Annotated in this window: 17 protein-coding genes; 5 read left to right on the top strand and 12 right to left on the bottom strand. The window is 68.1% G+C overall.

The genetic code is table 11. The features are described from left to right. The first annotated feature begins 29 nt into the window (after positions 1 to 29). Positions 30 to 512, top strand: coding sequence for a ribonuclease E activity regulator RraA (gene rraA / locus ADBZ6K_RS03770; protein WP_526344526.1), 483 nt, complete (start codon positions 30 to 32; stop codon positions 510 to 512). Here the strand turns inward: rraA and ADBZ6K_RS03765 are convergent. Then, positions 470 to 1999 (bottom strand): flavin-containing monooxygenase, encoded by a 1530-nt coding sequence (locus ADBZ6K_RS03765; RefSeq protein WP_526344525.1) that lies wholly within the window; start codon positions 1997 to 1999, stop codon positions 470 to 472. The two genes, rraA and ADBZ6K_RS03765, sit on opposite strands and share 43 nt — an antisense overlap. 76 nt (positions 2000 to 2075) lie before the next feature. Here ADBZ6K_RS03765 and ADBZ6K_RS03760 point away from each other — a divergent pair, with 76 nt between their 5' ends. From ADBZ6K_RS03760 to dinB, 3 genes are all read left to right on the top strand, one after another. Further along, positions 2076 to 2717, top strand: a complete 642-nt coding sequence (locus ADBZ6K_RS03760) for a TetR/AcrR family transcriptional regulator (RefSeq protein ID WP_526344524.1) — start codon at positions 2076 to 2078, stop codon at positions 2715 to 2717. A 70-nt stretch (positions 2718 to 2787) separates the two neighbouring features. Next, positions 2788 to 3900, top strand: coding sequence for a serine hydrolase domain-containing protein (locus ADBZ6K_RS03755; protein ID WP_526344523.1), 1113 nt, complete (start codon positions 2788 to 2790; stop codon positions 3898 to 3900). Positions 3901 to 4034: 134 nt separating this feature from the next. Beyond that, positions 4035 to 5240, top strand: a complete 1206-nt coding sequence (dinB, locus tag ADBZ6K_RS03750; RefSeq protein ID WP_526344522.1) for a DNA polymerase IV — start codon at positions 4035 to 4037, stop codon at positions 5238 to 5240. 4 nt (positions 5241 to 5244) lie between these two features. Here the strand turns inward: dinB and ADBZ6K_RS03745 are convergent, their stop codons facing one another. The 9 genes from ADBZ6K_RS03745 to ADBZ6K_RS03705 all read right to left on the bottom strand — a co-directional run bounded on the left by ADBZ6K_RS03745 (position 5245) and on the right by ADBZ6K_RS03705 (position 14384). Next, a complete protein-coding gene (locus ADBZ6K_RS03745; protein WP_526344521.1) occupies positions 5245 to 6252 on the bottom strand; it encodes a PHP domain-containing protein in 1008 nt (335 codons plus the stop codon). Between the two features lie 11 nt (positions 6253 to 6263). Further along, the gene (locus ADBZ6K_RS03740; protein ID WP_526344520.1) at positions 6264 to 7748 is read right to left on the bottom strand and encodes a hydrogenase large subunit; all 1485 of its coding nucleotides are present in this window, start codon (positions 7746 to 7748) and stop codon (positions 6264 to 6266) included. Beyond that, positions 7745 to 9211, bottom strand: a complete 1467-nt coding sequence (locus ADBZ6K_RS03735) for a complex I subunit 5 family protein (protein ID WP_526344519.1) — start codon at positions 9209 to 9211, stop codon at positions 7745 to 7747. Before ADBZ6K_RS03735 ends, ADBZ6K_RS03740 begins: the two co-directional genes overlap by 4 nt. Then, positions 9211 to 9861 (bottom strand): hypothetical protein, encoded by a 651-nt coding sequence (locus tag ADBZ6K_RS03730; protein WP_526344865.1) that lies wholly within the window; start codon positions 9859 to 9861, stop codon positions 9211 to 9213. Before ADBZ6K_RS03730 ends, ADBZ6K_RS03735 begins: the two co-directional genes overlap by 1 nt. A gap of 13 nt (positions 9862 to 9874) precedes the next feature. Beyond that, positions 9875 to 10834 carry a respiratory chain complex I subunit 1 family protein gene (locus tag ADBZ6K_RS03725; RefSeq protein ID WP_526344518.1) on the bottom strand — a complete coding sequence of 320 codons (960 nt, stop codon included), beginning with the start codon at positions 10832 to 10834 and terminating at the stop codon, positions 9875 to 9877. Beyond that, complete coding sequence (locus tag ADBZ6K_RS03720; RefSeq protein ID WP_526344517.1) at positions 10831 to 12843, bottom strand: complex I subunit 5 family protein; 2013 nt, start codon at positions 12841 to 12843, stop codon at positions 10831 to 10833. The genes ADBZ6K_RS03725 and ADBZ6K_RS03720 overlap by 4 nt, the downstream gene beginning before the upstream one ends. After that, positions 12840 to 13361, bottom strand: coding sequence for an NADH-quinone oxidoreductase subunit B family protein (locus ADBZ6K_RS03715; protein ID WP_526344516.1), 522 nt, complete (start codon positions 13359 to 13361; stop codon positions 12840 to 12842). The genes ADBZ6K_RS03720 and ADBZ6K_RS03715 overlap by 4 nt, the downstream gene beginning before the upstream one ends. 3 nt (positions 13362 to 13364) lie before the next feature. Continuing rightward, positions 13365 to 13700 (bottom strand): lsr2/espR transcriptional regulator, encoded by a 336-nt coding sequence (locus tag ADBZ6K_RS03710; RefSeq protein WP_526344515.1) that lies wholly within the window; start codon positions 13698 to 13700, stop codon positions 13365 to 13367. 105 nt (positions 13701 to 13805) lie between these two features. Further along, the gene (locus ADBZ6K_RS03705; RefSeq protein ID WP_526344513.1) at positions 13806 to 14384 is read right to left on the bottom strand and encodes a TIGR03086 family metal-binding protein; all 579 of its coding nucleotides are present in this window, start codon (positions 14382 to 14384) and stop codon (positions 13806 to 13808) included. A 71-nt stretch (positions 14385 to 14455) separates the two neighbouring features. Here ADBZ6K_RS03705 and ADBZ6K_RS03700 point away from each other — a divergent pair, with 71 nt between their 5' ends. Next, the gene (locus ADBZ6K_RS03700) at positions 14456 to 15307 is read left to right on the top strand and encodes an LLM class F420-dependent oxidoreductase (RefSeq protein WP_526344512.1); all 852 of its coding nucleotides are present in this window, start codon (positions 14456 to 14458) and stop codon (positions 15305 to 15307) included. 566 nt (positions 15308 to 15873) lie between these two features. On the opposite strand, the gene gltD is transcribed toward ADBZ6K_RS03700, so the two are convergent. Next, positions 15874 to 17340 (bottom strand): glutamate synthase small subunit, encoded by a 1467-nt coding sequence (gene gltD, locus ADBZ6K_RS03695; protein ID WP_526344511.1) that lies wholly within the window; start codon positions 17338 to 17340, stop codon positions 15874 to 15876. Then, complete coding sequence (gene gltB, locus ADBZ6K_RS03690) at positions 17333 to 21946, bottom strand: glutamate synthase large subunit (RefSeq protein ID WP_526344864.1); 4614 nt, start codon at positions 21944 to 21946, stop codon at positions 17333 to 17335. The genes gltD and gltB overlap by 8 nt, the downstream gene beginning before the upstream one ends. Positions 21947 to 22109 lie beyond the last annotated feature (163 nt).

Raw genomic sequence — 22109 nt, 5'->3', positions numbered from 1 at the left:
GTGCAGTGGCTAACAGCTAGCATCGACCGGTGACCATCCAACCGCGCCCCACCGCCGACCTCGTCGACGAGATCGGCCCCGACGTCCGAAGCTGCGACCTGCAATTCAAACAGTACGGCGGCCGGTCACAGTTCGCCGGGCCGATCACCACCGTTCACTGCTTCGAGGACAACGCGCTGCTGAAATCGGTGCTGTCCACGCCCGGCGACGGCAGGGTACTGGTCATCGATGGCGGCGGGTCGTTGCACACCGCCCTCGTCGGCGATCTGATCGCCGAGCTGGGCCGCTCCAACGGGTGGGCAGGGCTGATCGTCAATGGCGCGGTGCGCGATTCGACCATCTTGGTCACGCTCGACATCGGCATCAAGGCGCTGGGTACCAATCCCCGCAAGAGCTCCAAGACCGGCAAGGGGCTGCGCGATGCCGCCGTCACATTCGGCGGTGTGATGTTCGTGCCGGGCCACACAGTCTATAGCGACGAGGACGGCATCGTAGTGGTGGGCTCCGACTGACCAACCGATTCGGCGGCGGCCGGAATCAACTGTGCAGCATCCTTTTTCGTGAATTTGAGCGCTTCGTCGTCGACCCTTCCCCTGCGGATGAGCTGCAGGTCGAACAGGTAGTTCTGCCGGAGCCGCCACGGTGTGCGCGCACCGCCCTTGGGTAGCCGGTCCAGTGCGCGCAGCACGTACCCGGGGGTGAACTCCATCAACGGTCGCTCTTCGATCGATGCGTCGGGCTGCGCCTCCGCCACGGTGTATCCACGGGCGTCCATGAAATTGATGACACGGCAGATGAATTCGGATACCAGGTCCGCTTTGAGCGTCCACGATGCATTGGTGTAGCCGACCGTGAACGCCATGTTGGGCAGCCCCGTGAGCATCATGCCCTTGAACGCCATCTGCTCGGCCAGTGTCACCGGCTCGCCATTGCGGGAGATGTCCGCTCCGCCGAACAGCCGGAGATTCAAACCCGTTGCGGTGACGATGATGTCGGCGTCGAGTTCCGCACCGGAGGTGAGCAGGATGCCGTTTTCGGTGAACCGCTCGATCGTATCGGTGACGACATCGGCGGCCCCGTGGCGGATGACGCGATACAGGTCGCCGTTCGGGGCGAAGCACAGCCGCTGATCCCACGGCTCATACCTGGGCTTGAAGTGAGTATCGACGTCGTAGCCCTCGGGTAGGCGCCGGCGGGCCAGGCCGCGCAGCGCCTTGCGGAAGCCTCCGGGGAATCGGCGGGCGAACTGATACTGGATAGTGGCCAGCGCCACTGCTTTCCACCGGATGGCCGTGTAGGCGGCCTCGGCCGGGAGCAGTCGATACAACCGCGCAGCGAGCGGGTCCGTATCGGGCAGCGGCAGGATGTAGGTCGGTGACCGCTGCAGCATGGTCACGTGACCAGAGCCGCCGTCGATCAGCGCCGGGATCAGCGTCACCGCCGTCGCGCCACTGCCGATGACCACGATCTTCTTGTCCCGGTAGTCGAGATGCTCCGGCCAGTGCTGCGGGTGCACGATGGTGCCGCGAAAGTCTTCGCGACCGGCGAACTCCGGGGTATAGCCGCGGTCGTAGTCGTAGTAGCCGGTACAGGCGACGAGGAACGAGCAGTGGATCGTGATCTCCTCGCCGTTGCGGTTGACGGTGAGCTCCCACCGGCTGTCGGCGTCCGACCAGTTCGCCGCGACTACGGTGTGGCCGTAGCGGATGTGCCTGTCGATGCCGTTCTCGGACGCCGCCTCGTTGAGGTACTTCAGGATCGATGGTCCGTCGACGATGGCCTGATCAGATCTCCAGGGCTTGAACCGGAATCCCAGGGTGTACATGTCGGAATCCGACCGGATCCCGGGGTACTTGAACAGGTCCCACGTCCCGCCGAGGTTCGGCCGGGATTCGAGGACCACGAAACTCTTCGTCGGGCAGCGGTCCTGGACATGCCAAGCCGCGCTGATGCCCGAGATACCCGCCCCAACAATGACGACGTCGACATTCTCGGTCATGATGTCAAGCTATCAACACCATGTTGAGAGCGTCAACGGTCCGTCGAGAAGTTCGACACCGCGTAAAGTGAGGCCCGTGACGATCACCGGCACCACCCGCACGGCGCGCGGGCGTCGGGCCCAGCGGCCCTCCGGCGACGACCGTGAACTGGCCATTCTGACCACGGCCGAGCGGCTGCTCAACGATCGGCCGTTCGCCGATATCTCCGTCGACGACCTCGCCAGGGGTGCCGGGCTGTCGCGGCCCACCTTCTATTTCTACTTTCCGTCCAAGGACGCGGTGCTGCTCACGCTGCTGGACCGGCTGATGGCGGCCGCCGCGGAGGCTCACGATCGGCTGGCCGACCATCGCCCCGCGGACCGCTACGAAGGCTGGCGGGCGGGCATCAACGTCTTCTTCGAGGTGTTCGGCGCGCACCGTGGGATCACCAGGGCCGCATTCGCCGCGCGTGCGGGTATCCCCGACGCCAGGGATATGTGGGCGCGGTTCATGCGCAAGTGGATCGAGCACACCACGAAGGCGATCGAGGCCGAGCGGGTCCGCGGCGCCGCACCCGACACGCTGCCCGCCGTGGACCTGGCCACGGCGCTGCTCCTGCTCAATGAGCAGGCGTTGTCGTCCAGCTTCGCCGGGGCCGACCCCTCGATACCCGAGGACCGGGTGCTCGACACGTTGGCGCATTTCTGGATCAGCGCGATCTACGGCACCGGACACTGACCCGCTGTGTGCGCACGACGGGGACGAATGCTTTGACTGGTGTGGACGTCGTCATCGAGGCTCGTTACGCGTGGCCGAGCCGGTGACGATGGCGCCCTCCCTGCAGCAGAAGGTCCAAAGCGTCCTCGACGACCTCATCGACACCGGAGTCGAAACCGGCTTACAGGTTGCCGTTTACCACCGCGGTGCCCTTGTGGTCGACACCGTCGCCGGCATCGCCGACAGCCAGACCGGGCACAGGGTGACGCCGCAGACTCCGTTCTTCAGCTTCTCCGCTGCGAAGGTCATGACGTCCACGATCGCTCATCTGCTTGTCAGGACCGGTGTGCTCGGATACGACACACCACTGGTCGACCTGTGGCCGGAGTTCGGTGCCCACGGCAAGGCGACTGCAACCCTTCGACATGTGCTCACCCACTCGGTCGGCGTGCCGGCGATGCCTCGTGGCGTCGGTCCCGGCGAGTTGTCGGACTGGTCGCGAGTTTGCGCCGCGATCGCCGACGCCGAACCGCGGTGGCAACCCGGGACCAAGACGGGGTATCACTCGTTCACCTTCGGCTTCCTTGTCGGCGAGGTCGCACGCCGGGGCACGGGCAAACCGATGCGGCAACTCTTACACGAGTGGGTCACCGAGCCCCTGGGCATCCCCGCCGGCGACCTGTACTTCAGTGTGCCCCAAGCAGATTTGGCCCGGCTGGCGCGACTCGAAGACGCTGCACCGAGCCCAGTCGCCCCATCTGACGGCAATGCGATTCTTGCGCCATGGGAACTGCAACCGACCGCGGCGATGGGCAACAGCCACGAGATCCTGCAGTCCGACATTCCGTCGGTCGGCACTTTCACCGCAAGGGGGATCGGCGCCATGAACGCCGCGGTCCTCGACGGTCGGCTCATCGAACCAGACCAGCTGCAGGAGTTGACGGCGGTAGCCTTCGAGGGCACCGACCAGGTCTTCGGTAACCATGCGCGGCTGGCCCTGGGATATCCGCTCGGCCGCATCGGCACCCGGCCCGACGAGACACCGACCACGTTCGGCTGGGTCGGTGGTGGTGGCAGCTATGTCTATGCCGACACCGAAACCGAAACCTCCTTCGCCATGACCAAGACCCGTCTCACCCCCCACTTCGACACAGCACAACGCCTCGCAGACCTGATTGCAGCCGAAATCAACCCAGATGCATGAGCAGCGGTACCAGCAAGTGTCTCGGCCTCTTTAGATCGGCAAGGTCGCGGCGTCGCGGCGTCTCTCAAAGCGCGTTGTCGGTCGCCAGTGAGACAGTTCGGTGGAGGGATTGCCGCTGCGACTCAAGGAAACGCATGTTCGGATCAGGTGGGGCCAGCATCCTGCACGCTGATCTAGATTCGTTCTACGCGTCCGTCGAGCAGCGTGACGATCCGGCGCTGCGCGGACGGCCCGTCATCGTCGGCGCCGGAGTGGTCCTCGCGGCCAGCTACGAGGCGAAGGCTTTCGGGGTGCGCACCGCGATGGGTGGGCGCCAGGCCCTGCAGCTCTGCCCGCAGGCGGTCGTCGTCCGCCCCAGGATGGCCGCGTACTCTGCGGCCAGCGAGGCGGTGTTCGCCGAATTCCGGGACACCACACCGATCGTCGAGCCGCTCAGCGTCGACGAGGCCTTCCTCGACGTGTCGGGCCTGTACCGGGTGTCGGGGACACCGGTGCAGATTGCCGCCGACCTGCGGGCGCGCGTCCGGGACCGGGTAGGGCTGCCGATCACGGTGGGTATCGCGCGCACCAAGTTCCTGGCCAAGGTGGCCAGTCAGGAGGCCAAACCTGACGGTCTGCTGCTCGTGCCGCCCGATCGCGAGCTGGCGTTCCTGCATCCGCTACCGGTCCGACGGCTGTGGGGCGTCGGCGTCAAGACGGCCGAGAAGCTGCACGCGCACGGCATCGAGACGGTGGCCGACGTGGCCGAGCTGAACGAAGCGACGCTGGCCGCGATGGTCGGTGGCGCGATGGGCCGCCAGCTGTTCGCCCTGTCCCGCAACATCGACCGGCGCCGGGTGCGAACGGGCGTCCGCCGCCGATCGGTCGGCGCCCAGCGGGCGCTGGGCAGGGCGGGAAACACCATGTCCCCCAACGACGTCGATGCCGTCGTGGTCAATCTCGTCGACCGCATCACCCGCCGGATGCGCAAGGCGGAGCGGACGGGCCGTACCCTCGTGCTGCGGCTGCGGTTCGACGATTTCACTCGTGCCACCCGCTCGCACACGATGGCTCGCGCCACCGCATCCACCGACCCGATCCTCGATACCGCCCGCGCGCTGGTCGCCGCCGCGGCGCCGCTGATCGCCGAACGGGGTCTGACGCTCATCGGTTTCGCCGTATCCGGCATCGACAGGGACGGCGCCCAGCAGCTCGAGCTTCCGTTCGGGCAGGTGGCGGACACCGTCGCCCTGGACGCGGCGGTCGACCTGGTGCGCGGCCGCTACGGCAATGCTGCCCTGACCCGCGGTGTGCTCCTAGGGCGTGATCCCGGTCTGGAGATGCCGCACCTACCGGACTGAGTCGTCAGGCCTGCCCGGTCCACTCCAGCAGCTCCTCGACGGGCCAGGTGTTGACGATCCGGTCTTCTGGCACTCCGGCGTCGAGTGCCCGCTGCGCCCCGTACCCGAGAAACTCCAGCTGTCCGGGGGCGTGCGAATCGGTGTCGACGGAGAACAGGCAGCCGATCTCCAGCGCCAGGTTCAGCAGCCGGGTCGGCGGATCGCGCCGCTCGGGGCGGGAGTTGATCTCGACGGCGGTGCCGTAGTCGCGGCAGGCGGTGAACACCGTGGCGGCGTCGAATTTCGATTCCGGGCGCACACCGCGGTTTCCCGTCACCAGCCTGCCGGTGCAGTGGCCGAGCACGTCGGTATGCGGGTTGGTCACCGCCGTGACCATCCGCCGCGTCATCGACGGTGCGTCCATGGCCAGCTTGGAATGCACGCTGGCCACCACGACGTCGAGACGCTCGAGCAGCTCGGGCTCCTGATCCAACGATCCGTCGTCGAGGATGTCGACCTCGATGCCGGTGAGGATGCGCATCGGCGCGACGGTCTCGCGCAGTTCCTCGATCACGTCGAGCTGCCTGCGTAGCCGCTCGGGGGACAGTCCGTTGGCGACCGTGAGCCGGGGGGAATGGTCGGTCATCGCGCAGTATTCGTGGCCGAGGTCCCGCGCGGTCAGCATCATCTCCTCGATGGGCGCCGAACCGTCCGACCAGTCGGAGTGCACGTGCAGGTCGCCGCGCAGCGCAGCCCGCAGCTCTCCGCCACCGAAATCCTCTGCCGCGGAGCGCAATTCGACCAGGGTGTCGGGTTCCCGCCCGGCCCAGGCCTGCGCGATCACCTTCGCCGTCTTGGGCCCGATACCGGGCAGCGACTGCCAACTGCCCGCCGCGCCGTGCCGCTGACGATCGGCCTCGGTCAGCGCTTCGACGATGTCTGCCGCCTTCCGGTAGGCCATCACCCGTCGGGGGTCCTCGCGCGCCCGGTCCTTGTAGTAGGCGATCTCGCGCAGCGCGGCGACGGGGTCCATGGCCTCCAGTGTCACAGGTCGTTACCGGCGTAGGACAGATTGAAGCTCTTGTTGGTCAGGGGGAAGTCCGGCACGATCGTGTCGGCCATCGCCACCGGCAGGGCGGGCCAGTTGAACCACGACGGATCGACGATCTTCGCCCGGGTCAGCCTGCCGTCGTCGCCGACCTCGACGCGGTGGACGATCGTACCGCGCCAACCCTCGACGACGCCGATGCCCGAACCGCCGCCCGGCCTGACCTCCGCGCCGACGTCCAGCGCGCCGCCTCCGCCGACGCCGTGGTCCTCGACCAGCCGGCACACGCTGTCAACGGAGGCGGCGAACTCGTCGCGGCGCACGGTGTAGCGGGCCAGCACATCGCCCGCCGTCGACCCGACCTCGGTGACCGGGAGTTCGGCGAAGGGGTGCTCGACGCGGGCGTCGGTGCGCACCCCGCTGGCCCTTGCGACATATCCCAGACACCCGAGTGCGGTGGCGTCGTCAGCTGCCAGCACCGAGGTGCCCGCAAACCTGTCGTGCACGACGCCGTTGCCCAGCGTGAGGGCGGCGACCTCGGCGAGGTCGGCGGCGACGGCGCGCAACACACCCGGATCGGGTAGTGCGCGCACACCGACACCACCGGGCCGAATTGCGTTGCGCAGCAGGCGGTGCCCGGTGACTTCGGCGTTGATCCGCAGCAGCCGTTCCCTGATCCGCAGCGCGTGGGCGTTGGCCAGCGAGAACCCGACGTCGTTGGCCAGCGCCCCCAGATCAGCCGCATGGTTGTACAGGCGTTCGAGTTCGATGAGCATCGCGCGCAGCCGGTGCGCGGGCTCGGGCAGTTCGACCCCTAGCGCATCCTCCACGGCCAGGCAGTGCGCCAGCGCATGGCCGGCCGACGTGTCACCGCTGATCCGTTCGGCCAGCTGCACGCCCCCGCAGGCGGGCTTGCCCTCGAAGAGCTTCTCCACCCCGCGATGCACGTACCACAGCCTGGCCTTGAGCCGCAGCACCGTTTCCCCGGCGACCGAGAAGCGGAAGTGTCCCGGCTCGATCATCCCGGCATGCACCGGCCCGACCGGGATCTCGTAGACACCCGGGCCGTCGACCGTGACGAACGGGAATCGTCCCGCGGGTTCGAACGGGGGCGGCGCTCCGGCGTCGTGGCGCATCGGGTGCCAGCCCGCAGGCCAGTGCGCGTGTCGCACCAGCCGTCTCGGGCGGGGGTGGCCGACGAGCTCGACACCGAACAGGTCGGACATCTCGCGCTCGAAACGGCTCAGCGGAAAGGACAGGTAAGCAAGGGATTCCAGCCTCGGCGCGTCGGCGGGCAGCCTGCGGGTCAATTCGACGCGCCGGTCGGGACGGCCCGCCAGGAACAGGTAGACGATGCGCAGCCGGTCGCTCTCGTGGTGGGCCGCCACCAGCGCCGGACGGAAACCCGAAACCAGCAGCTTCTCCGCGGTCTCGGCGAGTTCGTCGTCGGACACCGTGCGGCGCGTCAGTTCCGGGATCACCGCAGCACCCCGAGTTGGCCGGCGGCGGTGAGCAGACCGGTCAGCGGGCCCGCGGTGATGCCGAGCACCGCACACGCCGTCACCCCGGCGGCCAGCACGGCGCCGACGCCGAGCGGCGGGCTGATCGCCGGCACCCCCACCGGGGCCGGCCCGAACAGTATCCTGCCCGCGTTGCGGGCCAGGCCGGCGAACGCGATCGCGATCAATGTCATCGCGGCCGCCAGCGCCCATGTCAGGTCGGCCGCCGACAGGGCGCGGGCGATGGCCAGTTCGGAGGCGAACATCGCGAACGGCGGCATGCCGAGCAGCACCACCACCCCGACCGCGAACGCGCCCCCGACCAGCCGGGACCGGGCCAGCACCCCGCTGATGTCGGAGATGGCGGTCGAACCGTAGGCGCTCTGCAGCGTCCCGCCGGTGACGAACAGGACGGTCTTGCCGACGCCGTGTGCCAGCACGTGCAGCAGCAGCGCCGTGACCGCGAAACGCGTCCCCGCGGCGGCCGCCACCGCGATCAGGCCGATGTTCTCCATCGACGAGTAGGCCAGCATCCGCTTGAGATCGCCTGTGACGGTGAGCATCATCGCTGCGATCAGCAGTGTGACCAGGCCGATGACCAGCAGGCCGGTGCGCAGGAACGCGGCTCCCGCACCGGCGTCGATGACGGGCTTCAGCCGGATCACCACCGACATCGCCACCGAGAGCAGCACCCCGCTCATCAACGCCGAGATCGGCGCGGGGGCCTGGCTGTGCGCGTCGGCCAGCCAGGTGTGGAAGGGGAACAGGCCCGCCTTGGCGCCGTAGCCGATCAGCAGCAGTCCGCCGGCCAGCCGAGTCACCGCCGGATCGAGCGAATGGGCATGAGCCAGAAGGACATCCAGGTTGAGCGCGTCCTCTGCCGACGCGCCTGCGTGGCGGGCCGCGAAATACAGCACGACGGTGCCGAGGAACGCCACGGCGATGCCGACCGAACAGACGATCACGTACTTCCAGGTGGCCTCCAGCGCAGTGCGCGTCTGACGGTGGCCCACCAGAAACGCGGTGACGATGGTGGTCGCTTCGACCGCCACCCAGATGACGCCGATGTTGTTGGCGCACACCGCGATCGCCATCGCCGCCAGGAAGGCGGGGGTGAGAACTCCGTACAGCCGTGCCCCGGTGGCGTCGGTGTGGCCGTGCTCCAGCTCGCCGTCGATGTAGCCGATTCCCGCTGCGACGGCGAGTGTTCCGACGACGCCGATGACGATGAGCATGGTCGCGCTGAGCGCGTCGGCGCGCAGCAGCCCAGCGCCAAACAGGTGGGTTCCGTCGCCCACGCGAGCGGCGACCACACCGCCTGCGACGAGCACGGTCCCGGCGGCCGCCACGGTCAGCAGCGCCGTCGAGCGCCGCCACCCGGCGACGAGCGTGACGAGGGCGGCCAGGATGGGTGCGGCGATGGCGGCGAATACGGCGGTGGACATCAGTCGCGCAACTCCCGCAGCTGGTCGAGGTCGGTGTCACCGAACGCGCGCCGCAGCCTGCCGGTCAGAACGCCGATCACCATCACCGCGAACAGCACGTCCAGGGATGCGCCGAGTTCGACGATCAGCGGAACCCCGGCGGTCAGTAGGAACGCCGCGGCGGCGATTCCGTTGTCCAGCATCAGGAAACCGACTGCCTGTGACACCGCCCGGGTCCGGGTTGCCATCACGAACAGTGCGATGAACACGACCGCGAACGCGGCGGGGGCCGCCGCGGTGGTGACGCCGGGCTGCAGGTCGACGACGGGGCGCGTCACCGCGAACGCGGCCAGCGTCAACCCCGCGGTGATCAGCAGCGACGTTGCGGTGTTGATCAGCGGGGTGGCCTCACGCCCGCCTTCGGGTTCGGCGGCGACGGCACGGCCGAGCAGCCAAGGCAGCCCGACGGCGCGCAAGGTGAGCACCGCAAGGCCGACAACGACGAGGGTGGCGTCGCCCTCGCGGGCGCCGCGGACCAGCGGGATCGCCGCCAGCGCGACGCCCTGCCACGCGACCAGCCGCACCATCGCGGACAGGTCGCGCCGCCACACGATCAGCACCGCCGTCAGCAGCAGCCCACCGGCGGCGAAGTCCACGGCCACCGCGAACATGTTCTCCGTCACCTCAGCCCCTCACCGTGAAGAAGTTGGCGGCGGTGACGGCGAGGAGACCCAGCAGGAAAGAACCGGCGAGCAGTTCGGGTACCCGAAACAACCGCAACTTGGCGACGAACACCTCGACCCCGGCGAGCAGCGCGGCCAGCAGGGCGACCTTGACGACGACGGCGAGCGCGCCGATGCCGATCTGCACCGGACCGGCGCCCGGATCCGCGATCCCCCACGGCAGGAACAGGTTGGCGAGCAGCGCCAGCAGGACGGCCAGCCGCATCCCCGACGCCCATTCAACGAGGGCCAGCCGCGGTCCGGCATACTCCAGCACCATCGCCTCGTGGACCATGGTCAGTTCCAGGTGGGTGGCGGGGTTGTCCACGGGCAGCCTGCCGGTCTCGGCGACGATGACCACCGTCAGCGCGACGAAAGCCAACACCCCGGTGACCGACGCGACCTGGCCCGGGTGTTGCAGCGTATTATTCACCAGCGCACCGAGATTGGCTGATCCGGCCGGGATGGACAACGCGAACACCGCCATCAGGATCGTCGGCTCGACCAGGGCGGCGATGGTGATTTCGCGACTGGAGCCCATGCCGCCGAACGACGTGCCGGTGTCGATGCCCGCGAGTGCGAGCGCGACGGTGCCGAGGAACAGCAGCCCGACGACCGCGAACAGGTCGGCGGCCCGGTCCAGCGGCGATCCGGTGGCCACGATCGGAATGGCCGCGGCGATCAGCAGCGTCGATCCCGCGAGTACGGCCGGTGCCGCCGCGAAGACGACGGTGGTGCCCTCCGGTGTGATCCGTTGCTTGCCAAGCTGTTTGCGGATATCGCGCCACGGCTGCAGCACACCGCCGCCCGCCCTGCCCTCCAGCCGGGCGCGCACCTGGCGCATCAGCCCGATCACCAGCGGTGCGCCGAGCACCACGGTCGTCAGTTGCACGGCGCCGGCGAGGTACGCGGTCACGGTCATCGGGCCAGCACCAGGACGACGAGCACCCCGAGTCCGCCGAGCGCGAGGTACCGGTGGACGCTTCCGGTGTGGGCGCGGCGGATCAGCGCCGCCAGCGCTTCGACCGCCGCGACGACGGGCCGGTAGAGCCGCCGTTCGATGACGTCGGCGATCCGACTGCGGTAGCTGATCGCCTCGACCATGTAGTGCGATTCGGCGTAGTGGCTGATCTCGATGTCGGTGTCGGGGGTCAGGACATCGTTGAACACCCGTTGCAGCGGTTCGGCGAACGAGGTGGCGGTGTATTGCATCCGCGGAGTGAGTTCGGCGGCGCCGCAGGCCCACAGCGGCAGGCGCACCGGTGCGGGCCGTCGCCGCGACCGCAGCGCCGTCGCGGCAACGGCACCGATCATTGCGACCACCAGCGCGGCGGCCAGCACCCCCGGCGCGATGGATCCGCCGAGCCCGGGGAGGGTGATCAGGGTGCCGAAGTCGACCAGGCCCGACGACCCGGCGCCGGTGATGTCCACGACCGCGGCCTGCACGGCGGGTGCGACTGCCACTGGGGCTACGGCCAGCACGAGGCAGGCCGCGGCGGCCAGCGCCATGCCGCCGAGCATGGACGCCGGCGCCTCCGCTGCGCGCGCGGCGTCGTCGCTGCGAGCCCGCGCCAGGAATCCGATGCCGAACGCCTTGACCATCGCGGCGACGCCGAGCCCGGTGGTCAGCGCGATCGCGCCGACGGCCAGGGGTGCGACGAGGGCCGTCGTGGTGTCGTGGCCGGACCCGCCGTGGATCAGCGCCTGCAGCAGCAGCCATTCGCTGACGAAACCCGCCCCCAGCGGCAGCCCCGACGCGCCGAGCGCCGCGATCCCGAACAGCGCGGTGGTGGCGGGCATCCGGCGGGCCAGCCCACCGAGGCGGTCGAGGTCGCGCAGTCCCGTCGCGGCCAGCACCGACCCGGCGGCCAGAAAGCCCAGGCATTTGAACGCCGCGTGCGCGACGAGATGAAGCACCGCTGCCGTCGTGGCGACCACTCCGGCCGCGTGCGCGCCCGCCGCGTCCAGCACGACCGCGGCGCCGAGCGCCGTCGTGACGAGGCCCATGTTCTCGGTGGTCGAATAGCCAAGCAGCCGTTTGAGATCCGCAGCGACGCTGGCTTGCAGGACCCCGTAGAGCGCAGAGGCGATGCCGACCGCCACCACCAGCAGGGCCCACCAGCGTGGGCCACCGTCAAGCAGCGGCATGGTGAACCGCAGGACGCCGTAGATCCCGAGGTTGACCATCGCGGCGCTCATCAGCGCCGACACCGGGCTCGGCGCTTCGGGATGCGCACGCGGCAGCCAGGCGTGCAACGGCACCAATCCGGCCTTCGACCCGAATCCGACGAATGTGAGCAGGAAGACGGCCAGCCGGGCACCGTCGGGCAGGCCCGACAATTCGGCACCGTCGGGCAGGCCCGACAATTCGGCACCGTCGGGCAGGCCCGACAATTCGGCACCGTCGGGCAGGCCCGACAATTCGGCACCGTCGGGCAGGCCCGACAATTCGGCAGTCATCACTGCGTAGAGCAGTGCGGCGGAACGGACTTGGGCGCGGCGGTGCTCGGTGAGCACCAGCACCAGGGAGGCCACCGCCATCAGTTCCCAACCCAGCAGGAACGTCGCGATCGACCCCGCGGCGGGCACGGTCAGCAGCGCCGCGACGAATGCGGGCAGCACCACCAGCGGTACGCCGCCGATGTGCTCCTTACGGGCATAACCAACGCTGTAGATCCCGACGGGAACGGTGACCGCGCCGGTGAGGACAAGGAAGAAGCCGCCGAGGGGATCGACGGCGAACCGCACTCCCGACAGCGGCAGCAGCCAGTCCACGGAGACCGGGCCCACGCCGCCGGACAGTCCGAGCACCCCGAGCCACACGCCGAGCGCTCCGATGGCCGAGGTGGCCACACCGGCGACGGCCGGCCCCACCGCCCGGCCGTGCGTCACGGGCACCGCGGGAGTGTCGACCTGCAGGGTGGCGCTCATCTGCCCGTCACCGACCGCAGTGCCGCGACGATGGCGGCGGGTTCGGGCGGGCAACCGGGAATCTCCACGTCCACGTCGACGATGTCGCCCACCGCGCCCGCGACCCCGTATCCGCCCGCGAAGACGCCCTTGTTCAAGGCGCAGTCTCCGCAGGCGATGACGAGCCGGGGCTGTGGGGTGGCCGTGAGGGTGTCACGCAGCGGATCGGCCATGTTGTGCGTGACGACGCCGGTGACCAGCAGGGCGTCGGCGTGCCGAGGTGAGGCGACCAGCCGCGCGCCGAACCGCTCAGCGTCGTACACCGGGCAGAACGCGCCGCCGATCTCGACTTCGCAGCCGTTGCACGAGCCCGCGTCGACGTGTCGGATCTGCAGCGAGCCCTTCATCAACGCCGCCGTAGCCAGTTTGGTCGGCTCCGCCTCCCGGCCTGGTCTGGTCGGCTCCGCCTCCCGGCCTGGTCTGGTCGGCTCCGCCTCCGTCACCCGGCCGACCCGCACTATCTTGCCTATCCAGCCCATCGGTCAGCGTTCGCCCGCACGCAGGTCCTCGAGCACCGCGACACGATCGGACAGCACCGTGGTGAGCACCTTGCGCGCGACTGCCATCAGCTCCGCGATGTCGGGCGAGGCGATCGAGTAAATGACGTTGTTGCCGACCTTGTGGGTGACCACGACGCCGGCCCGCCGCAGCACGCCGAGCTGCTGAGAGAGGTTCGACGATTCCAGCCCCACCTCGGGCTGGAGTTCCCCCACCGATCGGTCGGCCTCGACGAGCAGCTCAAGAATCCGGATGCGCGCGGGGTGGCCGAGAGTCTTGAAGAACTCGCCCTTGAGCTTGTACAGCGGTTCGGACCCCACGAGACCTCCCCCAAGCATTCACAACATTGACGATCGAACGATTGAAGAATTTATCAGTTAGTTTGATCGTCGCGCGTGCGCTCCCGGGAATCAGCGGGGAATCAGTCAGGGCTGTGCGGACCACCCCGGATCGCGGCCGCTGAGTCCCAGCGCGCGGTCGATCGCCGGGGCGTTGTCGGGCACCGCGACCGCCGGCCCGAACAGACCCTCGACGGGACCGTCGGCGGCGAACGACTCGAGGTGTGCCAGCACCGCGTCGGCCACGTCGGCGTCGACGCGGAAGTCCTGGCCGGTCGCCCGTGCGACGTCCCAGCCATGCAGCACGACCTCCGTCAGCGCGATGCTTCCGGTGACGTCGCCGGGTATGTCCATGCCTGCGATCCGGGTCATTCCTTCCCACGCCGGTTGGCCCTGCCAGGCCGCGGCCAGGTCCGTGAGCGCCGCCGGGTAGCGGGAGCGCCAGTCGTCGTCGATCCGGTAGCCGCTGCCGCCGGGAGGTGTGTCCGTGAGCGGGCCCGTCTCCTTGCGCGCCGCGGCCGCGAAGGCTTCGGCGAGGCCGCCGATGTGGGCGACGAGCTCAGCCAGCGTCAGCTTCTCGCACGGGGTTCTGGTGTCGAGTTGGTCGTCGCGGACGCCGTCGAGCAGCGTCGCCGTGTGTGCACAGGCGGTCGTCATATCGATCATGTCCATTACGACCCCGCGCCAGCGCGTAATTCATCGGCCAGTTGTCAGGAAACACTCCTAGAGTCGGTCAGGTGCGCTTCGCTTTCAAAACCTCACCGCAGAACACCACCTGGGCCGACATGCTCGCGGTCTGGCAGGCCGCCGACGACATCGACGTCTACGAATCGGGGTGGACATTCGACCACTTCTATCCGATTTTCTCGGACTCATCGGGGCCGTGCATGGAAGGGTGGGTCACCCTCACCGCGTTAGCCCAAGCCACGCGGCGGCTGCGGCTCGGCGCGTTGGTCACCGGCATCCACTACCGGCATCCGGCGGTGCTGGCCAATATGGCCTCCGCACTCGACATCGTGTCCGGCGGCCGGTTGGAGCTGGGCATCGGCGCCGGCTGGAACGAGGAGGAATCCGGTGCGTACGGCATCGAGCTGGGGTCGATCAAGGACCGCCTCGACCGGTTCGAGGAGGCCTGCCAGGTGCTCATCGGCCTGCTGTCGGAGGAGACGACGGACTTCGATGGCAGGTTCTATCAGCTGAAGGCGGCCCGCAACGAGCCCAAGGGACCGCAGAGACCCCATCCGCCCATCTGCATCGGCGGCAGCGGCGAGAAGCGCACCCTGCGCATCACGGCCAAGTACGCCGACCACTGGAACTTCGCAGGCGGGACGCCCGACGAGTTCTCCCGCAAGCGCGACGTGCTGGCGTCGCACTGCGCCGACGTGGGCCGTGACCCCAAGCAGATCCTGATGTCCGCCCATGTGCGACTGTCCCCGGACGGCGACTTCCAGGAGGTCATCGAGGGCGCCGCCGCACTGAGCGAGCGTGGGCTGGACCTTGCGATCATCTACCTGCCGCCGCCCCACGACCCCGCGGTGCTGGAGCCGTTAGCCGAGGCGATCCGGGATTCCGGCCTGGCGAAGGCATAGCGACAGCGAAATCCGTGCAATCTCACCCCCCGACCTTGTTGTCGGGCGGTATGTATCGATTGCTGAAATGGGCAGAGACCGTGGTGTCACGTGGGTGGGTGTTAGCGATCCGTCGGCTGGAATGGGTACGAAATCCGCACGAAATCCGTGCGCGCACCGACGGTCACAAATCTATAACAGTTAGGCAAACAAACGGTCACGCCCGCGAATCGAGCGCCGATGATGCTGGTGAGGGGCCTCAGACCCCGTAGCGCAGTAGCTCGTCTGCGGTGATCAACCGCTCGTGCTTCGCAGGAAATTCACGGCTCTTGACCGGATGGCGCAACCAGGACCAGGCAATTCGACCCACCCGGGTCCGGGATATCGGGTTGGCATACACGGTGATCACTCCTGCGGTTTGGAATAGCTGAACCGTGGGCCAACCTTACCGCACGACCCACTGTCCGTCATTAGATACCTGTGATCTGGCAAACAGCGGGAGCCACGCCGAGGAAAAATCCGATGTTTCTGGTGAGGCGGAAGTTTCCCGTGTGGCTACCCGTGCAGCCGGTGTGTGCGAATGCGCCCTAGCGCTGGGGCGCCGCCGTGGGCTTGATCGGCGCAGGAAGTGCGGTCTTGCCCATCAAGTAGCGGTCCACGCCGGCGGCCGCGGCCCGGCCCTCGGCGATGGCCCACACGATCAGGGACTGTCCGCGGCCCATGTCGCCGGCCACGAACACACCCGGCACCGAGGTCTCGAAGTCCGCATTGCGCGCCACGTTGCCGCGGTCGGTGAACTCGACACCCAGGTCGGTCAGCAGGCCCGGCTTCTCGGGGCCGACGAAGCCCATCGCCAACAGCACCAGGTCAGCCTCCAACTCGAAGTCGGTGCCCTCGACCTTGACGAACTTGCCTGCGTCCATGCGCACCTCATGCGCCCGCAGGCCGGTGACCTTCCCGTCGCTGCCGGTGAACTGCTCGGTGTTCACCGCGAACACCCGATCGCCGCCCTCCTCATGTGCGGAGGACACCCGGAACATCAGCGGGTACGTCGGCCACGGAGTGGAGTCGGCGCGCGCTGCGGGCGGCCGCGGCATGATCTCGAACTGGTGCACGCTGGCGGCGCCCTGACGGTGGGCGGTGCCCAGGCAGTCCGCACCCGTGTCGCCGCCGCCGATGATGATGACCTTCTTGCCCCTGGCGGTGATCGGCGGCTCACCGTCGACACCGAGAACCGGATCGCCGTTCTGCACCTTATTCGCCCACGGCAGGTACTCCATCGCCTGGTGGATGCCATCGAGCCCACGACCCGGGACGGGCAGGTCCCGCCACGCCGTCGCCCCGCCGGCCAGCACCACCGCGTCGAAATCGGCGAGCAGTCGATCCGCCGTGATTTCCACACCGACGTCCACCCCGGCCCGGAACTGGGTGCCCTCGGCGGACATCTGCTCCATGCGGCGGTCGATGTGGCGCTTCTCCATCTTGAACTCGGGGATCCCGTAGCGCAGCAGCCCGCCGATCCGGTCGGCACGCTCGAAGACCGTCACCGAATGACCCGCCCTGGTGAGCTGCTGGGCAGCGGCAAGGCCCGCCGGGCCGGAACCGATGACCGCGACCGTCTTACCGGTCAGCTCGCCCGGCGGAAGCGGCTTGACCCAGCCGTTGTCGAACGCGTTGTCGACGATCTCGACCTCGACCTGCTTGATGGTCACCGCGTCCTGGTTGATGCCGAGCACACACGATGCCTCGCACGGCGCGGGGCAGAGCCTGCCGGTGAACTCGGGAAAGTTGTTGGTGGCGTGCAGTCGCTCGATCGCCTCCTGCCACCTGCCCTTGAACACCAGATCGTTCCACTCCGGGATCAGGTTTCCCAGTGGACAGCCGTTGTGGCAGAAGGGGATACCGCAGTCCATACACCGCGACGCCTGCACCTGCAGGGTCTCGCGCTGGAACTCTTCGTACACCTCGTTCCAGTCACGCAGCCGCAGCGCAACGGGGCGCCGCGCGGGCAACTCACGGCGGGTGTGCTTCAGGAAGCCGTTCGGGTCACCCACGAGCGACCGCCATGATCGCGTCGTTGAGTTCCGTCTCGGTGGCCCCGGAGGCCTCCGCGTCCGCCATCGCCTTCAGCACCCGCTTGTAGTCGCGCGGCATCACCTTGACGAAGTTCGCCAGCTGCGCGTCCCAGTCAGACAGGATCTGTTGGCCGACAGCCGAATCGGTGGCATCCACGTGCGCGAGGATCATATCGTGCAGCCACTGGGCGTCGGCGTCGTCGAAGGCGTCAAGGTCGACCATCTCTCCGTTGATGTTGTCGGGAAGCGTCCCGTCCGGGTCGTATACATAGGCGACGCCTCCCGACATGCCCGCGGCGAAGTTGCGGCCGGTCTTTCCGAGGATGACGACCTTGCCGCCGGTCATGTACTCGCAGCCGTGGTCGCCGACGCCCTCGACGACGGCGTGGGCACCGGAGTTGCGCACGGCGAACCGCTCGCCGACCACACCGCGCAGGAACGCCTGGCCGTCGGTCGCACCGAACAGGATCACGTTGCCGCCGATGATGTTCTCCTCGGCCACGTAGTCGACCGGTGCGTTGTCGGAGGGGCGCACGACGATGCGCCCGCCGGAAAGGCCCTTACCGACATAGTCGTTGGCGTCCCCATAGACCCGCAGCGTGATGCCGCGGGGCAGGAAGGCGCCGAAGCTGTTGCCCGCCGAACCGTCGAACGTGATGTCGATCGTGCCGTCCGGGAGGCCCTGCCCGCCATAGGCTTTGGTGACCTCGTGGCCGAGCATCGTGCCCACCGTCCGGTTCACGTTGGTGATCGTCGTCGAAAAGCGCACGGGCGAGCCGGAATCCAGAGCTTCGCGGCACTGCGTGATCAACTGCTGATCCAGCGCCTTGTCCAGCCCGTGGTCCTGCCGCGAGCTGCAGTACAGGTCCTGGTTCATGAACGCCGACTCCGGTTCGTAGAGAATCGGCGACAGATCCAGCTTGCGCGACTTCCAGTGCTCGGCCGCACGCGTGGTGTCCAGCGCACCGACCTGGCCCACGGCCTCGTTGAGAGTCCGGAAGCCCAGCTGCGCCATGAGTTCGCGGACCTCTTCGGCGATGAACAGGAAGAAATTCTCCACGAACTCGGGCTTACCGTTGAACCGCTGCCGCAGCACCGGATTCTGGGTGGCCACACCCACCGGGCAGGTGTCCAGATGGCACACCCGCATCATGATGCAACCCGAGACCACCAACGGCGCGGTGGCAAACCCGAATTCCTCGGCGCCGAGCAGCGCGGCGATCATCACGTCGCGGCCGGTCTTGAGTTGGCCGTCCACCTGCACCACGATGCGGTCGCGAAGTCCGTTGAGCAGCAACGTCTGCTGGGTCTCGGCCAGGCCGAGCTCCCACGGCGCACCGGCATGCTTCATCGAGGTGAGCGGCGTCGCGCCGGTGCCCCCGTCGTGCCCGGAGATCAGCACCACGTCGGCGTGCGCCTTCGAGACGCCGGCAGCGACCGTTCCGACCCCGTTCTCACTGACCAGCTTGACGTGGATCCGCGCCGACGGGTTGGCGTTCTTGAGATCGTGGATGAGCTGCGCGAGATCCTCGATGGAGTAGATGTCATGGTGCGGCGGCGGCGAGATCAGGCCGACGCCGGGCGTCGAATGCCGCACCTCGGCCACCCACGGGTACACCTTGTGTCCCGGAAGCTGGCCGCCCTCACCGGGTTTGGCTCCCTGCGCCATCTTGATCTGGATGTCGGTGCAGTTGGTCAGGTAGTGGCTGGTGACCCCGAAGCGGGCCGAGGCGACCTGTTTGATGGCGCTGCGCCGCCAGTCGCCGTTGTCGTCGGGGTCGAAGCGGTCGGCGGACTCACCGCCCTCGCCGGAGTTCGACCGGCCGCCTAGGCGGTTCATCGCGATCGCCAGCGTCTCGTGCGCCTCGGCCGAGATCGAGCCGTAGCTCATCGCGCCGGTGGAGAACCGCTTGACGATCTCGCTGGCCTGCTCCACCTCTTCGATCGGAATAGGCCGGCGCCCGCTATCTTTGGGGTCTTTGAACTTCAGCAGGCCACGCAGCGAGGCCATCCGCTCGCTCTGGTCGTCAACCAGCCGGGTGTACTCCTTGAAGATCGGGTACTGCCCGGTCCGAGTTGAATGCTGGAGTTTGAAAACCGTGTCCGGGTTGAACAGGTGGTACTCACCCTCCCGGCGCCACTGGTACTCGCCACCCACCTCCAGTTCGCGGTGCGCCCACTCGTCCGGCCGGTCCAGATAGGCCAGGTTGTGCCGGGCGGCCACCTCGGCGGCGATGTCGTCGAGGTCGATGCCGCCGGTCGGACAGCGCAGACCGGTGAAGTACTCGTCGAGAACCCGCTGGGAGATGCCGACGGCCTGGAACAGCTGGGCGCCGGTGTAGGAGGCCAGGGTGGAAATCCCCATCTTGGACATCACCTTGAGCACACCCTTGCCCGCGGCCTTGATGTAGTTGGTGAGGACCTTCTCGCGGTCCAGCCCGTTGAGCAGACCCCGATCGAGCATGTCCTCGATCGATTCGAAGGCCATGTACGGGTTGATCGCCGCGGCGCCGAAGCCCACCAGCATCGCCATGTGGTGCACCTCGCGCGCGTCACCGGACTCGACGACGAGGCCGACCTGGGTGCGGGTGCGTTCCCGGACCAGGTGGTGGTGCACGGCGGCGACAGCCAGAAGAGACGGGATCGGCGCCAGCCATTCGTCGGACTCCCGATCGGAGAGCACGATGATGCGCGCACCGTTGCGGATCGCCTGGGAAACCTTCTTGCGGACGTCCTCCAACGCCCTGCGCAGGCCGACACCGCCCTCTTCGACGGGATAGAGGCACCGGATGACTGCTGCGCGCATGCCGTGCTTGCGGCCGCGGATCTCGTGGTCAGGATCGACGTTGACCAGCTTGGCCAGCTCGTGGTTTCGCAGGATCGGCTGCGGCAGCACAATCTGACGGCAGGAATTCTCGTCCGGGTTCAGCAGGTCGCCCTCCGGGCCGATGACGCCCTGCAGGCTGGTCACCACCTCCTCGCGGATGGCGTCCAGCGGCGGGTTGGTCACCTGCGCGAACAGCTGCTGGAAGTAGTCGTACAGCATCCGCGGGCGTTGTGAAAGCACCGCGATCGGGGTGTCGGTGCCCATCGATCCCAGCGCCTCGCCCCCTGTCCGCGCCATCGGCGCGACCAGCAGGTTCAGCTCTTCGTAGGTGTAGCCGAACGTCTGCTGGCGCAGCACCACCCGGTGGTGCGGCATCCGGACGTAGTTGCCCTGAGGCAGGTCGTCGAGGTGGAACTGGCCCGCATCGAGCCACTGCTGATACGGGTGCTGGGCGGCCAGCTCGGCCTTGATCTCCTCGTCGTCGACGATGCGGCCCTGCGCGGTGTCCACGAGGAACATGCGGCCGGGCTGCAATCGCATCCTGCGTACGACGGTGGCGGGATCGAGGTCGAGCACCCCGGCCTCCGACGCCATCACCACCAGGCCGTCGTCGGTCACCCAGATGCGCGACGGACGCAGGCCGTTGCGGTCGAGCACCGCACCGACGACGGTGCCGTCGGTGAAACAAACCGACGCGGGACCATCCCACGGCTCCATCAGCGACGAGTGGTAGCGGTAGAACGCCCTGCGCGCCGGATCCATCGATTCGTGGCGCTCCCAGGCTTCGGGAATCATCATCAACACCGCGTGCGCGATGCTGCGTCCGCCCAGGTAGAGCAGTTCGAGGACCTCATCGAAACGTGCGGTGTCCGAGGCGCCGGGCGTGCAGACCGGGAAGATCTTGTTCAGGTCGTTGTGATAGCCGAACACGTCGGTGTGGATCAGCGCCTCACGGGCCCGCATCCAGTTCTCGTTGCCGGTGACGGTGTTGATCTCGCCGTTGTGGGCGATCATCCGGAACGGGTGTGCCAGCGGCCACGACGGGAACGTGTTGGTGGAGAAGCGCGAGTGCACGATGCCCAGGGCGCTGGTCAGCCGCTCATCCTGCAGATCGAGATAGAACGCCCGCAGCTGCGGGGTCGTCAGCATCCCCTTGTAGACCAGCGTCTGACCCGAAAGACTTGGGAAATAGACGGTTTCGCGGCCGGGGCCGTCCTGCCCCGGGCCCTTGTTACCGAGCTCGTGCTCGGCGCGTTTGCGCACCACATAGGTGCGGCGCTCGAGTTCCATCCCGGAAGCGCCGCCGATGAACACCTGCCGCAGCGTTGGCATGGCGTCACGGGCCAGCGCCCCCAGCGACGACTCGTCGGTGGGGACGTCGCGCCAGCCCAGCACCCGCAGACCCTCGGCTTCGACGATCTTCTCGACCGCGACGCAGGCCAGCTTGGCGTCCTTGGACGACTGCGGCAGGAACGCGATGCCGGTGGCATAGGCGCCGGGTTCGGGCAGGTCGATGCCCTGGTCGCCGCAGACCGCGCGCAGGAATTCATCGGGGACCTGCAGCAGGATCCCGGCGCCGTCCCCGGTGTTGGGTTCGGCGCCCTGTGCACCGCGGTGTTCGAGGTTGAGCAGGGCGGTGATCGCCTTGTCGACGATGCCGCGGCTGCGGCGGCCGTGCATGTCGACGACCATCGCGACGCCGCACGCGTCGTGCTCGTACGCGGCGTCGTACAGCCCGCGGGTCATCTTGGGCGCCATTCCCACCTGACTCTCTGTCTCCATGCGCCGTTGCGCACCTTCAGGAAGCTCGTGTGCATGCCGAGCGTTCGTCGGCATTAGCCGGTCCACGGTGGGGCGCCTTCGTGCAGCACTGAACGACGGCTCTATTCCCACTCGCCATAAGTGTCCAAAACGATAGGAC

The organism is Mycobacterium sp., assembly GCF_044223235.1.
Taxonomy (GTDB): domain Bacteria; phylum Actinomycetota; class Actinomycetes; order Mycobacteriales; family Mycobacteriaceae; genus Mycobacterium.
This window is presented reverse-complemented; position numbering and strand designations above follow the sequence as displayed.